At 38.7% G+C, this 17,897-nt stretch carries 8 protein-coding genes; all 8 read right to left on the reverse strand.

Annotated elements, in window-relative coordinates:
- Positions 1-16 precede the first annotated feature (16 nt).
- The gene (locus tag RM706_RS04915) at positions 17-682 is read right to left on the reverse strand and encodes an ABC transporter ATP-binding protein (RefSeq protein ID WP_311349911.1); all 666 of its coding nucleotides are present in this window, start codon (positions 680-682) and stop codon (positions 17-19) included.
- Positions 683-693: 11 nt separating this feature from the next.
- Positions 694-3,054: an ABC transporter permease gene (locus RM706_RS04920; RefSeq protein WP_311349912.1), complete on the reverse strand. Its 2,361-nt coding sequence runs from the start codon at positions 3,052-3,054 to the stop codon at positions 694-696.
- Positions 3,055-3,075: 21 nt separating this feature from the next.
- Positions 3,076-5,487, reverse strand: a complete 2,412-nt coding sequence (locus RM706_RS04925) for an ABC transporter permease (protein WP_311349913.1) — start codon at positions 5,485-5,487, stop codon at positions 3,076-3,078.
- A 272-nt stretch (positions 5,488-5,759) separates the two neighbouring features.
- Positions 5,760-8,147: an ABC transporter permease gene (locus tag RM706_RS04930; protein ID WP_311349914.1), complete on the reverse strand. Its 2,388-nt coding sequence runs from the start codon at positions 8,145-8,147 to the stop codon at positions 5,760-5,762.
- 18 nt (positions 8,148-8,165) lie between these two features.
- Positions 8,166-10,577 (reverse strand): ABC transporter permease, encoded by a 2,412-nt coding sequence (locus tag RM706_RS04935; RefSeq protein WP_311349915.1) that lies wholly within the window; start codon positions 10,575-10,577, stop codon positions 8,166-8,168.
- Between the two features lie 15 nt (positions 10,578-10,592).
- The gene (locus RM706_RS04940) at positions 10,593-13,031 is read right to left on the reverse strand and encodes an ABC transporter permease (protein ID WP_311349916.1); all 2,439 of its coding nucleotides are present in this window, start codon (positions 13,029-13,031) and stop codon (positions 10,593-10,595) included.
- A 30-nt stretch (positions 13,032-13,061) separates the two neighbouring features.
- Positions 13,062-15,431 carry an ABC transporter permease gene (locus tag RM706_RS04945; protein WP_311349917.1) on the reverse strand — a complete coding sequence of 790 codons (2,370 nt, stop codon included), beginning with the start codon at positions 15,429-15,431 and terminating at the stop codon, positions 13,062-13,064.
- Positions 15,432-15,462: 31 nt separating this feature from the next.
- Complete coding sequence (locus RM706_RS04950; protein WP_311349918.1) at positions 15,463-17,895, reverse strand: ABC transporter permease; 2,433 nt, start codon at positions 17,893-17,895, stop codon at positions 15,463-15,465.
- Positions 17,896-17,897 lie beyond the last annotated feature (2 nt).

The raw sequence follows: 17,897 nt of genomic DNA on the forward strand, positions 1-17,897 counted from the left end.
TATTATCATTTGTAAACTATACTTTTCGACCATCCAATAAATTGATTATTCGCGATCCATAAGCCGCGTTCTTTTCTGAATGGGTCACTTGAATAATCGTAACCCCATCTTCTTGGTTTAGTTTTTTGAAGAGCTCCATGATTTCCTCACTTTGTTGACTGTTGAGATTTCCTGTTGGCTCATCTGCCAGAATTAATTTTGGGTTGGCAATCAATGCTCTGGCCACACCCACCAATTGCTGCTGCCCACCGCTCAGCTGAGTCGGGAACAAGTCTTTTTTACCTACAATATTAAATCGGTCAAGCATATCGGCCACCATAGCCTTTCGTTCAGCACCTTTAAACTTTTTATATAATAATGGCATTTCAAGATTTTCTTGAACGGTCAACTCATCTAATAGATGATATGATTGAAATACAAAACCGATGTATTCTTTGTAGAGATTGGAGCGGTGCTTTTCTTTAAGTGTATGAACAGATTCATGTAAAAAATTGTACTCCCCCTCATCAAAAGTATCAAGCATACCAATAACGTTCAGTAAAGTTGATTTTCCAGAACCTGAGGGACCCATTACGGAAATGAATTCTCCTTCTTCAACTTCCATATTGATATCCTTTAGTAAAAAAATTCGCTGGCCACCTGAGTTGACCCATTTAAAAATGTTTTTTAATTGTAATAACATAATTTTTAGTATTATTCCGTTCGTAAACTATTCACTGGATTTGATTTTGCTGCCTTAATAGCTTGGTAGCTCACCGTAACAAATGCAATTGCTAAAGCTAAAATACCAGCAATCACAAACATCCACCAAGAAAGATCAATTTTATAGGCAAAATCTTGAAGCCATTGATTCATGGCGTACCAAGAGATAGGAATTGCAATTAGCATTGAAACTAAAACCAATTTTAAAAAATCTATAGATAAAAGTTTGGTTATTCCACTTGCCGAAGCCCCCAATACTTTGCGAATACCAATTTCTTTAATTCTATTTTGAGCCATATAGCTTGCTAATCCAAATAGACCTAAACAAGAAATTAAAATGGTCAGAACGGTAAATAAACGAGCCAATTTTTCTGTTCGTTGCTCATTAGCAAACTTTTGGGCATAATCTTCATCAACAAATTCATAATTAAAAGGATAATTAGGATTGTATTTTTTAAATATAGCTTCTGTGGCTGCTAAGTTTTCAGACGTAGTATTTTGTACATTCAGCTTAATGTGCACCATATTGAACCAAGCTCTTGCACCTTCAATAACCATAGGCTCTATCTTTTGAAATGGTGAATTGAAAACAAAATCTTCAATAACTCCTATAACATGCCAATCTGTTCCGTTATCTTTTATGGTTTGGCCAAGGGGGTTTGCAAATCCCATGAGTTTTACAGCAGATTTGTTAAGGATTATTGCGGTGGAATCGGTTGGGTATTTATCTAATTCAAAATCCCGCCCCTCAACGAGTTGTAATCCCATAGTTTTGATGATGGCATCATCTGCCACCAATCTATGAACTAAGGTTTTGTTATCCTCACTTTTACCCTTCCATTGAATATTCCAGCTATTACTCCAACTTTCGGTGATTGGCGAATTGGTTTTTGAAATTGAAGTGGCAATATCGCCTTCTAGTAATTCGGATTTAATGGAAGCATAATTTTTTTCTACATCACCTTCCATTTGAACATAGACTAGATTGTCTTTGTTATATCCGAGTTTACGATTTTGAACTGTACTAATCTGTTCTTTTACAACAATGGTTGCAGTAATTAGAATAATAGCGACAGAAAATTGTACGACAACCAAGACTTTTCTTGGGGCTACCAGGGTGTTTATTTTATTGAATGTACCTTTTAAAACCGCCGAGGGTTTAAATGCAGATAAATACAAAGCTGGATAACTGCCCGCAAGTAGTCCAGTTAGAACTATTGTAGCGAAAAAGAAACCCCAAAACCAAGGATTCTCCCATTCAATATCTAGCCTTTCATTGACTAACTCGGAAAATGTGGGGAGCACGATTACAATAATAATTAAAGCTAATACTGCCGCTATAAATGATATTAAGATGGATTCTCCTAAAAATTGAAAAACCAGTGCATTTTTGCGCGCGCCAACTACTTTTCGAACCCCAACTTCTTTAGCTCTTTTTTCACTTCGGGCTGTGCTTAGATTCATGAAATTAATACAGGCAATTACTAATACAATTATAGCGATGATACCAAATAGGCGAATGATATCAATCAGCCCTCCCACTTCTTTACCATTATCAAATTCAGAATATAAATGAGACCTCGTGTAGGGATATAAAAAGGTCACCATCTCTGGCGCTTCTTTATCATAAGATTCGCGTAGCGTTTTGATCTTTTCAGAGAAGTCATTGTAATTTACACTTTCATTTAACAAGACATAGGTGGCTATTGAATTGTTGCTCCAGTTCTTATCATCATACCCTTTTTGTTTTAAATAGGACCATGGCATGAGATACTCAAAGTTGAACTCTGTATTTACAGGTAGATTTTTCAGCACCCCGGTAACCTTGAAACTATCGGTATTGTCAACGGTTATTACCTGGCCCACGGCAGGTTCATCACCGAACATTTTATTTGCGAATTCTTCGGTAACAACTAAGGAATTTACATCTTCGAACACGGTTTCTATATCACCTTCAATTAACGGAAAGCTGAAAATCTTTAAAAAACTTGGGTCAACAATGGTGCCATTGGCCTTTATCTTTTTGTCGCCACTTGAAAACAAGAATATATTTTCATAGAAATACCGAGAGACTTGTTCAACTTCCGGGTAGTCTTTTTTGATGACCGAAGCCATAACCTTGGGTGTAGAGTTCCATGTCCAAATTTCCCCATCCACTTCATACTTGTTGTATACTTCGTAAATACGGTCCTTATTTTCATGAAATTGATTTACCCCAAATTCAAAATTAACCCATAATAAGATTAGTCCAGTAACTGCTAAGCCGATAGATAGCCCCATGATGTTCAGCAGCGAAAAGCTTTTATTTCGAAGTAAATTTCTCCAGGCTATTTTAAGATAGTTTTTTAGCATGATGGTTTTTTTGATGAGGAATTATTCTGTGTGTAAACTTTTTACAGGATTAGCAATTGCTGCTCTAATTACTTGAAAACCGATAGTAATAAATGCTATTAAAAATGTTGCGAGGGCCGTAGTTGCAAATAAAGACCAACTTATACCTATTTGATATGAAAAATTTTGAAGCCATTTATCTCCAAAATAATAAGCAAGAGGGCTTGCTATTAAAATTGAAAGGGTAACCAATTTCAAAAAATCTTTCAATTGCATTAAGGTGATTTCACTAACTGTAGCTCCAAGAACCCTTCTAATACCTACCTCTTTTTTACGTTGTTCAGTGCTAAAAGAGGCCAAACCAAAAAGACCGATACAAGCAATAAATATGGCAATGAACATAAAAATGAAAACAATGGTAGACGTCTTTGCTTCGGTCGCATAGTTTTTGTCAAAATCGTCGCCTAAAAAGGAGTATTCAAAAGGGACCTCAGGATTGATGGTCTGCCAGGCCTTTTCTACATACGCCAAAACACCGTCCAAATTGCCATCAATATTGGCAATGAAGTAATTGGGCTGTGCCTGATCTAACTTTACTATTCCGTAAGGCGATATGGCCTCATGAAGACTCTGGTGGTTGAAGTCTTTAACTACCCCAATAATCCTCAAAACATTACTTTCTTCGCCAAACTCATAGGTTATTGTTCGGCCTATGGCATCATCAATGGTATAACCAAAATTTTTAACAGCGGTTTCGTTGATAATGATGGATTCGATATCAGCATCATCAGTTTTTGCAAAGTCTCGCCCATTTAAAATATCATATTCCAACGTTTTTACATAATCATGGTCAACTTGGGCAAACTTCATGTACACGTTTTCTTCCATTGACTTCCCTTCTGCATAAAAAGACATATCGGATACTAATTCAAAACCTGGATAGGTGGTGCCAACAGTTGCTGAGACTATGTTGGAATTCTTAAGCACCTTGTTTTTCAATGCCGTATAATTCCTTACCGTATTTTCGCTACGAAAAGGAATTATCAATTGTTGTTCTTTTTTGAAGCCTAAATCTTTATGCTGTATAAAATCCATCTGATTCCATATCACGACCGAAACCAAAATTAAGGCCACGGATACCGTAAATTGGAAAACGACCAATCCTTTGCGCAACAAGCTTGCTGAAAGATTGTTCTTGATCTTTCCTTTTAATACGGTCACAGGTTTGAAAGATGATAAATAAAATGCGGGATAGAGCCCCGATAGTAACCCGGTCATTAGTGTTATTCCAACAATCCATAAAATCGTTTTGGGATATTGAAAAAGGCTAAGATTTTTTTGAATAAAGGCATTAAAGATTGGCAAAACTACTGCCACAATACCCAATGAAAGTAATAATGAAAATAGACTCAAAAACATAGATTCACCTAAAAACTGATAGACCAGGGAATCTTTATTCGCACCCATTACCTTTCTAACACCAACCTCTTTAGCTCTTTTTTCTGAACGCGCTGTAGAAAGATTCATGAAATTCACACATGCAATAAGAAGCAGAAAAAAAGCAACTGAGCTAAAAATGTATAGATAGGTCATACTACCATTGGGAGCTATCTCATTGCCAATATCAGACTTCAGGTAAATGTCCTTTAAAGGTTGCAAAAAGAGGCTTTTTTTGATATTGTAAGCACTAAGGTCTTCACCAGCATATCGCTCAAAGAATGCGGGTAATTTTGATTCAAAACTAGTAACGCTGCTTCCTTTTTGAAGCTTGATATAAGTATGAAAAAGGTTATTGTTTGCCCAATTGTCTTGGCCATTTACCCATTGACCAATATCTCCGTTCTGCATTGACAAAATAAGGTTCGGCGATAGGTGAGATTTTGTATCCGTTTCTTTAAAAACACCTTTTACGGTATAATCAAGTATGCCGTAAGGAATTTCAATCGATATTGTTTTGTTTAAAGGGTTCTCGCTGCCGAATAATTTAGTAGAAACACTTTCAGAAAGCACAATAGTATTAGGGCTTGTCAAGGCCTTGGAAAGATTGCCGTATTTAGATTCATAAGAGAATAATTCAAAAAAAGTAGAATCGGCGTAGTAACCTTTCTTTACATAAAATTTGATATTTTTTTCGGCATTTTCTAAAAGTAGATTTTCCGTATTTGGAAAATTGAGAACACGAGAAACTTCTTTAACTTCTGGAAAATCGGCTTTTAGCCCTTGTGCCAATGGAGCGGGTGTAGCGGCCCATTTATTTTCTTCAACCTGGGTAGCCACCCTATAAATTTGATTTACATCTTTATGATGGCTATCATAACTGGTCTCATCAAAAACATATATAATCAAAAGCATGCATGCTGCCAGACCAATAGATAGGCCAACTATATTAATAAATGAAAAAGCCTTTTTTTTCATCAAGTTTCTCCAAGCGATTTTTAAGTAACTTTTGAACATAATATTTTGATTGATTTATTGACTACAACTTTATTTCCGGACAACCTATTCTTTAACAGGTATCTTAATGCAATTTTGATAAATAATGTATTCATGATCGCTATTTGTACTTAATGTGTGAATCACATGTTTTGCAATACAAAAAGTATTCGATTTTCATGCCAAATCATTAAATATCTAAAAAACAGACGTTTACAAAAAATCGCTAAAAGAAAGTGTAAAATAATTTGACAGAATTTGTATAATTTATTTACAAATAGTCAAAAAGGAAATTACTGCACGCGAAGGCTATCAACAGGGTTTTGGTTGGCTGCCTTATAACTCTGCCAGCTTACGGTTAAAAGGGTAATGAAAACAACACCACTGCCAGCCCACAGAAACATCCATGGAGTAAGTGAAATATGGTACGCAAAGCCCTCGAGCCATGCTTTTGCGGCAAAATAGCCTAAGGGCATAGCTAGAATAAAGGCCACGACCAACCATTTTAAGAAAGAACTGCTCAATAAGGTCAGTATTTCGGTCTTGCTTGCGCCATTGACCTTACGAATGCCAATTTCTTTGTAACGACTTTGTGCAACCATTAATGAAAGACCTAAAACCCCCATGATGCATACAAAGATGGAAATTATGGCAAACACGAGCATCAAGCGTTTTTGCAATAGCTCGGTTTTGTAGACTCCTTGATAAATGGTTTCTATAGCGACATGATCTAAAGGATAGGCCGGGAACAATTCTCCCCAAACGCTTTCAATTTTTTGAACAACTTCTTTTTTGGAGGTTGCCCTATAAGAAATCACAATGCTGTTCAACCAGCTGTTTGCTCTTTTAAATAGTACAAGGGGTTCCACTTTATTCTGAAGGCCTGAAAGGTGAAAATCTTTTACGACCCCAATGATTTTTCCTTCGGGCAATTCTACTCCGGGCACAGGCGAAACAATTCCGAAACCCTTACTGACAACAGCATTGACATCTTGAAACCCTAAATGCTTTAAAGCACTTTCATTGATGAGGTATTCACCGTTGCCATTTTCATCGGTATTATTTTTGGTAAAATTGGAACCCCCTAAGAATTGGAGTCCAAATACATTTGCAAAGGAATAGTCGGCAGCAAAAACCCCTATCAAGTTTGAACCAGGTTCAGGTTCGGGAACACCTTCGAGGTTATAAGCGAACATATCATGGGTTTCACTACCGGGCCTATCCATCATAGCGGAGACTGAAGTGATATCGGCCTGTTTTAAAAGCTCATCTTTAAAAAGTGCAAAATCTTTTTGTACTTCGGAATGTACCGACGGTAGACAGACTATATTTTCTTGCGCGCCCAAACCTTTATCAAGTGCAAAATTGGTCTGTTTTGAGATAACGACCACTCCTATTAACAAGACAATGGCTAAAGTAAATTGGGTCACTAACAGTGTGTTATGACCTTTGGCCTTACCAGCTTTCTGTAAAGTCTGATTAAGGGTCAGATGTTCAAAACGGTTTTTAAGAACAGGTTGAAGCCCAGCGATGAGCATTAAAACTATTGCTATCAAAATCGTGAGAGCGGTAAACCAAGTATTACCCTGAAGCAAATCCAATTGGTAGTTTTGATAAATCAGGGTATTGAACTGAAACATCCCCAAAAGTACCAGCCCTATAGCCATAAGAATGATTAAGGTACTTTCAATAATAAAGTATTTCCCCATTATTCGTTTTGAAGAACCCAATATTTGATTAAGCGCCAAAAAAGTGGATAGATAGCCAGCCATTCCTAGGTTGAGGCTTGCGAAATTGCTCAACGAAATCAGAATCAGAATCAAACCTGCTATGGCAAGCACCCAAATATTTGACATTGACCCATTGGGTTCAATCTCACGAAATAAATTGGACTTCAAATGAATGTCTTTTACGTTCATTAAATGTGCGGTAACATCAACTCTGTCTTCAGCACCTTCTGGGGTAAAGAGGTTAGAAAGTGCTGTAGAGAATTTATTTACCAACCCAGCTGTATTTGCATTTTCATCCAATAACAAATACTGATAGGCCCAACCTTCTATTTTATCCTTCCCTGGCATAAACAAAATATCAGGATGTATATGGCTTTTCTGAACAGGGTCTTCCATAACACCGGTAACTTCGAAATCAGTCCGCTGTTCGTTAAAATGTCCCTTGGGCAAGGAAATTACTTGACCTATGACATTTTCATTTTTGAAGACCTTCTTTGCCAGTGTTTCAGATATCACGACCGACTCTGGATTTTGAAATACGCTGGCGCTATTGCCTTCCAAGATTTCTACATCAAAAAATTCAAAAAAAGTATCGTCGACCACAAAACCTTGGTTAATGCCATAGAACTGTTCTTGATGCTGTACCAAATTTCCCCGAATGGGTGCTAACCGCAAATATTCCTTTACCTCTGGTAAAGGTGATGTCAAAGAGGGTAACTCTTGCGAAGCATAGAACCTCGCAAAATGGTTGTCCTCAAACATATTAGGAGTGGTAACCGTTAACCGAAAGATTTGACCTGCCTTTTGGTGATGCCAATCATAGGTCAATTCGTTTTTTATAAATAATGCAATAAATAAGATTCCACAAAGCCCAAGCGATAGGCCAATAACTTTTATGCCGTTTAAAACAGGTCTTTTTCTAAGGTTGCGAAGGGCATATTTTGCTAGCATTGAGTGAAGTTATAAATTCTATTCGGAACGTAAACTTTTAACTGGATTTGTATGGGCAACTTTTAAAGATTGAGACCCGATGGTTAAAAAAGCAATCACAAATGCTATCAGACCAGCAAGTCCAAATATCCACCAAGCCAATTCTATTTGGTATGCAAAATTTTGAAGCCAACTATTCATGAAATACCATCCAACTGGGGCGGTGATTAAAAATGAAAAACCTATCAGACGTAAAATATCTTTTGAAAACAGATTGATAATATTCGCCGTTGATGCCCCCAAGACTTTTCGGATTCCTATTTCTTTAATACGCTGTTCAGCGGAAAACATGGCCAGGCCTAAAATTCCCAAACAAGAAATAAGCAAAGCCAAAACGGAAAAAATATTCGATAGTTTGGCAATAACCTGTTCACTCTCGTACATTTTTCGATATTCGTTGTCGGTAAACTGAAAATCAAATGGCCGATTAGGGTTTATCTTTTGGTAGATACTTTCCAAGCCGGCAATTGCTTCGCGTGTACGACCCGCTTCGGTACGAATAAGGATTACTCCGAAATTGAGATTTTCCTTTATATCAACAACAACAGGTTTGATTTTTTCATGAAGAGATGCCGTATGGTAGTCTTCCAATATTCCAATGATTTTTCCTTTCTTATCCCATGCTGAAATCCATTTCCCCAACGGATTCATCAAACCCATTTGCTTCACGGCTTCACGATTTACCATAAAGGCATCTGAGGAGTCAGTGGCAATGGTTCTTGAAAATCCACGTCCCTCGGCAACTTTTAAATTCATCAATTTCAAGAAGTCGAACCCTACAGATTTTGGTTTGAACCCAACTGATTGACCTTCCCTTTTTCCTTGCCAATTTATGGGGTCTGTTACCTCGAAAGTCATCGAATGGGGTGCTTCGCTACTGCGATCCACTAAGGCAACACCTGATAATTTAGAGGCTTCTTCTTTAAAGAGGGCATACTTTTGTGCATCGGCCAACTCATCTTCGATTCTTATGTAAAGTAAATTTTCGCGGTCGTAGCCTAAGTGGGAGTCTTGCAAATAATCAGTCTGTCTTGAAACAACCAAGGTCCCAATAAGTAATAATATAGAAAGACCGAATTGAAATACGGTGAGTCCTTTTCTCAACCATTTGGAAGTGCCAGTAAATTGGAGCTTTCCTTGTAGCACTTGAACAGGTTTTAAAGACGACATAAAAAGTGCTGGGTAACTTCCCGCTATGAAACCTGTTATAACCACGAGACCTAATACTGCAAACCAATATGAAGGGTTTACATAGGGAAGATCAATCTGTTTTCCTGTCAAAGTATTTACATAGGGCAGTAACAACCAAGTTAGCGCTATCGACACAACCACGGCAAAAAATGAAAGTAAGAGCGATTCCATCAAGAACTGTCGTATCAAATGAGATTTCGAAGAACCCACTACTTTACGTACCCCGACTTCCTTAGCTCGTTTTACGGAGCGTGCCGTGGAAAGGTTCATATAGTTGACACAGGCTATTATTAAGATGAATAAAGCTACCCCTCCAAAAAGTTCTAAATAATCGATGCGGCCACCTGCGGGTTTGGCATTTTCAAAGTTCGCGACTAAGTATCGGTCCTGAAACGGGGCAAGTTTAGCTTCAATTTTAACTTGGTCATTAGGATTCATCTTGGTCTGCAAATACCTGTTGATTCCTAGCGCCACCTCTTTAGGATTGGCCGCGTTCTCAATACGGACCGTTGTAAGTATATTATGTGAAGCTAATAACATACGCGCTTTAGCATAAGATTCCCAATCGATGAGATAATCAAATCGCAATGAACTTTTTGAAGTTATGTTTTCAAAAACGGCGGTAACGGTCAGATCCAAAGAATTTTCATAGGTTATAGTCTTACCAACTGCTTGCTCTGGGGTTTTAAAAAAAAGTTCGGCCATTTTTCTTGAAATGGCAATTGTATTCAGGTCATGAAGGGGTGTTTCAGAATTACCTGCTATGATTGGGTAGTCGAACATTTTGAAAAAGTCTTTTGTAGCCCTCGAACCTTCAAGTTTGTACATTTTGTCGCCAGCCTCAAAAGTTTCAGGATATCCCCAGGGCAATTCATAACCTGTTGTGTAAAAATTGAGGTGCTCTATGCCCAATACTTTTTCGTCAACACCTTCTAGTAGTGGAGCATAGCGTTCATTTTCATAACTGGTCGGGCCTGTATAGGTGCCATCTATCTTTCCCTCGGAAGTAACCTTATAGTATACATTGTATAGGTGCTCATTATTACTGTGGAAGTTATCTATCTTTCTTTCGTCCTCGATCCACAAAAAGATGAACAGAAAACAAACCATTCCCAGTACCAACCCCAAGAGGTTGATTGCGGAAAAAGTTCTATTCCGCATGATGTTCCGAAATCCTACTTTTAGATAGTTTTTTAACATTGCCCTTTTTCTTGATTATTCTGTACGCAAGCTTTTAACTGGGTTTACGATGGCAGCTTTTATACTTTGATAACTCACGGTAACTACAGCAATGAAAATGGCGAGAAACGCGGCCAATAACAACATCCACCACTGAATCTCAATGCGATAGCTAAAATCTTCAAGCCACTTGTTCATGGCATACCAACCAATCGGCAAGGAAATAATTATGGCCCATCCGACCATTTTCAGAAAATCGGTGGTCAAACGATAGGATATTTGACTTACACTTGCTCCCAGCACTTTTCGTATACCAATCTCTTTGGTCCGTTTCTGTGCGTTAAAGGTGGCCAGCCCAAATAGCCCAAGACAGGCAATCAGTATCGAAAGAACGGTGAAGATGGAAAATATTTGCCCCAAACGTTGTTCCGACTCAAAGCTGTTGTTGAATGAATCGTCCATGAAATAGTAATTGAAAGGTTGTCCAGGAGCGATATCATTCCATATACCCTCGATAGCCGAGACTGTAGAAGCAGTATTCTGGGCTGTCATCTTTATGGCCATGGACCCCGGAAAACGGCCAATCGCTAAACAAAGGGATTCAATGTTGTTTCGCATAGAATCATAATGAAAATTTTGGACCACACCGATAATCGTCTGATAAGTAATATCTTCTTCACTTGCTCCGAGATCTGAAGAAATTCTAAGACCAATGGCATTTTCAGCACTTACATTTAATGTTCTTAGTGTTGTCTCGTTGATAATAATCGCACTGGAATCTGTTGGAATACGCACATCAAAATCACGCCCGGCGACTAACTCCAAACCAATGGTGGATAGGTAATCATGGTCGACCCTCCAATGTTCCATGTTAATGGCATCTTCTTGGTTGTTAGCACCTTCTTTGAAAAAAGTTTGCCCAGTTCTAGCAGAAGGCGTCGGCAAAAAACTGCTTAAGGTCACATGTTGTACTTGTCCTAAGCGCAATATTTCGCTCTTCAAAGCTTGCTCTTGACCATTTACATTATTGATATCTTCCAAAACCAAAATCTGTTCTTTGTCATACCCCAACTCCTTACTTTGGATAAAACTCAATTGTTGATAAACTACGACCGTAGCAACGATTAAGAGAATGGATACGGCAAACTGAAAAACGACCAGCGAGTTTCTTACTTTACTGCCACCCAAATTGGAAAGCCCGCTTCCTTTTAATACTTTGACAGGAATAAACCGGGACATAAAAAATGCAGGATAGGTACCAGATAACAAGCCAAGTAGTATCGTTGCCAAGACTATTGCCAACCAAAAGACTGGATTGGCGAATGGTATGGAAATGGCTTTATTGGCCAATTCATTAAAGAAGGGAAGGGCCAGAAAAGCAATGCCGACCGCTATCAAAAGCGATAAGAAGCAAATCAATCCAGATTCTGTTAGAAATTGCCTGACCAGATCGGACTTGTTTGAACCCAAAGTCTTACGCACTCCCACTTCTTTTGCCCTTTTCATAGAATATGCTGTTGAGAGGTTCATAAAATTGACCACGGCCAAAATCACCAGAAACAAGGCTACGAACGAAAGGATATAAGTGTTTTGGATGCTTCCGTTGGCGCTGAGCTCAGATTTCATGTTGGAATACAAATGAATGTCCGTCAAAGGCATGGCGCTGTAATTGATGAAATTTCCAGAGGCTTTAAAAGACTCCTCCGTCATACCCGGATAAAAATCCTGAATCCATGGAATTAAATAGCGTCCGATTAAGGAATTCAACCCCTCTTGAAAAGCCGCCATATCAGCTCTAGGTACCATTTTTACAAAAGTGTAATAATTAAGGCTACCCCAATGACCGATTTGTGCATACTGAAAACTGGGCATTGACATAAAGACCGTATGGTCCCTCAATAAAGAATTCTTGGGCATATCTTCCATAACACCGGTTACCCTGAAGGTTCCTAAATTATTAAGAACCATTTCTTGACCAACTGCATTATTGATACCAAAATGCTTTTCTGCCGCCGTTCGGGTCAAAACCAATGTATTTGGATCTTTCAAGGCGGTTTTGGCATCTCCATCCAATAGTTGAATCCCAAACATTTTAAAGAAAGTGGAATCGGCAAAGGTGCTGTTCAGCTCTTTTACATTGGCGGTTACATTGGCTTTTCTGAGTAAGATGCTGCCTTGATTTCTAAGACGAGTTGCCAGCTCAACCTGTGGATAATCGCGCATCAAGGTTTCGGCCATAGGTTCGGGTGATTCTCCGAGCTGTTCAGGTAGCCCACCAAATTTTACATCGGCATTGATGCGATAGATGCGGTCGGCGTCGGCAAACATTCTGTCATAACTCAGCTCATCGTGAATGTAAAGGGTTATAAGTAGGGCCCCGGCCATGCCAATGGCAAGCCCAAAGGTGTTGAGAAAGGTAAAAAAGGGTTGCTTTTTTAAACTTCTCCAAGCGATTTTGATATTGTTTTTAAACATGATTGATGATTTTTTGATTGAGATGAATGATCATTCTGTCCGAAGACTCTTTACTGGGTTTGCTATTGCCGCTTTAATTGCTTGAAAACCAATGGTAATTAGGGCAATAAGAATGGCGAGTGCCCCCGTAAGAACAAAAACCCACCATCGAATGTTTATTTTGTATGCAAAATCTTGAAGCCAGTTATCCATAAAATAATAGGCCAAAGGAGCGGCAATCACAATGGAGAGCAACACCAGTTTTAAGAAATCCTTTGATATAAGGGTAGTTATGCTGCTCACACTAGCGCCCAAGACTTTTCGTATTCCAATTTCCTTGGTACGTTGTTTGGCCATAAAAGTTGCCAATCCAAAAAGTCCCAAACAAGAAATTAATATCGATATCATGGCGAAGTAATAGGCAAGGGTACTGGTCAATTGTTCGGTTTTATAGGAGGCTGCAAATTGCTCATCCATGAAATTGTAGTGCAAAGGAATATTCGGAACAGTACGTTTGAATACCGCATCTAGTGAAGCCAATGCTTTTTCGGTCTCTTTTGCTTTAATTTTTACAAACAGATTCCCAGCATTTTCAGGGTTTAACAAAAAGACAGCGGGTTGTATAGGTTCGTAAAGGGACTGATTATGAAAGTCTTTTAAAACCCCAATAATTTCCCTCGGCTGACCCCACAATTGAATTGATTTTCCAATAGGATTTTGGAGTCCCATAACGGCCACTGCCTGCTCATTGATTACAATGTTCAGCGTATCCATTGACCCTTCTCGATAATAAGTTCCGTCTGTAATCTCTACTTTAAAAACTTTAGGGAAATTGTGTGCTCCCCATAGCAATGCAAATTCAACATTCTCTTGTTCAACAGATTTGCCTGGCCAAACCACCCCGCTGGTGGAAGCGCTCATGTTTATAGGGGATGGCCCCGCCAATGTAACATCTTCAATACCTTCTGATGCAATTAATTCATTTCTAAGCACCTCATAATTTTCTGTGAGTTCTTGATCTTGATGAATTGAAACCACATGGTCTTTTATAATACCCAAGTCTTTTTTATTGATAAAATCCACCTGCATTTTTACGACCATGGCAGCAAAAATTAAGAGAATGGTAAGGCCAAATTGAAGTATCACCAGACCTTTTCTTAGGGAGACCGTGTTTTTCTTTTCTTTCCCTTTTCCTTTTAATGCCATAATAGGTTTGAAGGAAGAAATGACCATTGCAGGATATAATCCAGAGAGTAGGGCGGTGAGCAGAAACAAGCAAATAAGAGCAATCCAAATAGAAGGTTGCCCAAAATCTATTACCAGACTTTTTTCTACGAAACCATTTATCGAGGGCAATAATAAAATGGTGCACACAAATGCAATGCTAAAAGCAATAGCCGTGATAATAACTGTTTCGGTAATAAATTGAGCGATGAGCGTATTTCTTTTTGCTCCTACTACCTTACGCACCCCTATTTCATTGGACCTTTTTACCGCATGGACCGTAGACAAGTTCACAAAATTTATACATGATACTAGCAAAAGAAAGAACGCTGCAATGGTAAATATGCGAACGTATTCTATGCGACCACCGCTAACTTCCGCCTGCTCATCAAACTTGCCGTATAAATAACCATCTGAAAATTTTTGCAATAAAATCCCTTCTTTTTGCTCTCCCTCTAAATGAGATTGAAAAAGTTTTTCCAGTTTGTCCTCAACCTTTTTATAATCTGCACCTTCTTTGAGTAGAAATGCCCCAGCCATTCTATTAACATCCCACTTGTCCATCCAATCACCTTTGGCCAAAACACTATTGAAACTGTAATAGAAATCGTTCTGAATTGTTGAACTTTTAGGGAAATCTTTATACACCGCTTCAATAGTAAAAGTTCCATTGTCAAGAATATCTATAGAACTTCCTATGGCTCTGCTTTTCCAGTTAGCGCCCCAAAATCGTTTTGCTAGACTTTCAGAAATTACCAAGGCTTCCGACTTTTGATCAAGTTGAGAAATGTCGCCCATCAGGACAGGAAAAGTAAAGCTTGTAAAAAGGGAGGCGCTGGCAAAAGCTCCTTGGGCCCTTAAATTGATATTGTCAAGTCTTAAATTGTCCTCAAAACTATACCCTAGAGGGATGTAATTTTCAACCTCTGGCAACTGCTCTTTTGCGGTGTGTAAGAGAGGATATGATGTTGAACGGTATACATCGAGTGTACCATCACCCAAGGGGATTGTTCGTTTTACACTAAAAAGACGATTGTCATTTTCATGGAATTTATCCATTTTCCGTTCATCTTGAACCCAAAGCAGCATTAAAAAAGACACCGTTAAAGCAACAGACAATCCAAAAATATTGGTTAACAAGTATGCTTTATTTTTAAGTAAAGATCTTAAAGCAATTTTGATGTGATTTTTTAACATGATCGGTAAATTTTTAGATTGAGAGTAATAGTTATTCTGTTCTTAGACTTTTTACCGGATTGACGATGGCAGCTTTTATACTTTGATAGCTTACCGTAATAATCGCAATTGCAATGGCTAAGAATCCGGCCAAGGCCAATACCCACCAATTGATTTCTATTCGGTAAGAAAAATCTTCTAGCCATTTGTTCATGGCATACCACCCCAGAGGCAGTGAGACAACTATTGCGATACCAACAAGTTTTAGAAAATCTAAGGTAAGTCGATATGATATTTGACTTACGCTTGCCCCTAATACTTTTCGCACTCCAATTTCTTTGGTGCGCTTCTGGGCATTAAAGGTGGCCAAGCCAAAAAGGCCTAGGCAAGCGATTAAAATAGAGAGGATGGAAAATACCATGAATATCTTACCTAGTCGCTGCTCTGCATCGTAGACGGTATTGAAAGAATCATCCATAAAGCGATAACTAAAGGGTTGACCAGGGGCAAGTTTTTTCCAAACGTTTTCAATGCTAGCTATTGTGCTGGAGAAATCCCCAGGTTTTAACTTTACGGCCATGTTTTCGTTAGAACGGCCCATCAAAAGGCACAGCGCCCCAATATCTTCCCGCAGGGATTCGTAGTGAAAGTTTTTTACCACACCAACAATCGTATAATATTCAGGTTCTTCAGAATCGATACTTTGTGAAATTCTCATGCCAAGTGCTTCTTTGGCTTCAACACCCAAGACGGGCAGCGCTGCCTCGTTAACTATTACTGCAGTGGAATCGGTACCGAATCGGTCGTCAAAATTACGCCCAGTGGTAAGCTCCATGTTCAAGGTTGGAATATAGTCTTTGTCCACATTCCAAATTTGCATTTGTATGGCACTTTCTTGCTCTCTAGAACCTTCACTAAAAAAAGAAGTGTTGGACCGTGAGGAAGGGGTAGGTAAAAAGCTGCTTAGGGTAGCGCTTTGCACTTGACCTAGCTTTACGACCTCATCTTTGAACGTATTTGTTTGATTTCCTGCGGCAAATGTGTCATCGATCAACAATATCTGCTCTTTTGTAAAGCCAAGGTCTTTGCCTTGAATAAAATTCAATTGTTGATAAACCACTAATGTGGCAATGATCAAAAGAACTGAAATGGCAAATTGAAATACCACTAAAGCATTTCGAATACCCCCGCCCCTTGCATTTGTTTGAACCGCGCCTTTTAAAGTTTTAACTGGCATAAACCGCGACATAAAAAAAGCAGGATAACTGCCAGAGAACAGCCCCAATAAAACCGTAGTGACCAATATCGTCAACCAGAAGAAAGGACTCGCATATGGAATGGAAATCGATTTACCGGAAAGGTCATTGAAGAAGGGAAGTACCACCAAGGCGAGCAATAAAGCCAAAAGCAATGAAATAAAGGAAATCAACCCTGATTCAATTAAAAACTGACGCACCAGTTCCAATTTGTTCGACCCGAGGGTTTTGCGAATACCGACCTCTTTTGCCCGCTTTAAAGAATGTGCGGTTGAGAGGTTCATAAAGTTTACACTGGCCAAAACAATCAAGAAAAGTGCTATGAATGAAAGTATATACACATTTTGAATACTGCTATTGGCACTCATTTCAGATTGTCTGCTAGAGTAAAGATGAATATTGGTCAAGGGCATGGTATGATATCTGTAGTAGTTTCCGGATGCTGCAAACGACTCTTTTGTGAGACCTGGAAAAACCTGTTGTGCCCACGGAAGTAGGTAATTATCAAGGACGGATTGTAGGGGAGCTTGAAAATCTTCAACCTTAACTGTCGGTAGGAGCTTGATAAACGTATAGTAGTTAGTATTTCCCCAAAGATTTTCGCGTGAATCTGCCAATGCGGCCATGGCTAAAAAGACACTATGATCTCTCAGAAAGGAATTTTTTGGCAAATCATCAATTACCCCTACAACAGTATAAGTATCTCTGTTATTCAAAACAAGACTTTGACCTAAGGCATTTTGCACCTCAAAATGTTTCTCAGCAGCTGTTTTTGTCAACAACAATGTATTTGGTTGTGTAAGTGCGGCCTTAATATCACCAGCCAACAGTTTAATTCCAAAAAAATCAAAAAAGGTAGAATCAACGTATGTGGTCTGAAGCTCTTTAATATTATCTTTTGCACCATCTAGTTTTAAGAGCATGCTACCCTGGTCTCGAAACCTGACTGTAGATTCGACTTGTGGGAAATCTCGCTGTAAAGTGGCTGCCATGGGGGCAGAGCTTTGGGCAGCATCAATTTCAGCACCGCCAAATTTAATGTCGGCGTCTATTCGATAAATACGATTGGCATCAGCAAACATTTTATCGAACCCCAGTTCGTCATAGATATATAAGGAAATCAATAATGCCCCAGCCATACCAATAGCAAGCCCAAAGGTGTTGAGAAAGGTAAAAAAGGGTTGCTTTTTTAGACTTCTCCAAGCTATTTTGATGTGATTTTTAAACATAA

Origin of the sequence: Croceitalea rosinachiae (genome assembly GCF_031846445.1) — a bacterium.
Taxonomy (GTDB): domain Bacteria; phylum Bacteroidota; class Bacteroidia; order Flavobacteriales; family Flavobacteriaceae; genus Croceitalea; species Croceitalea rosinachiae.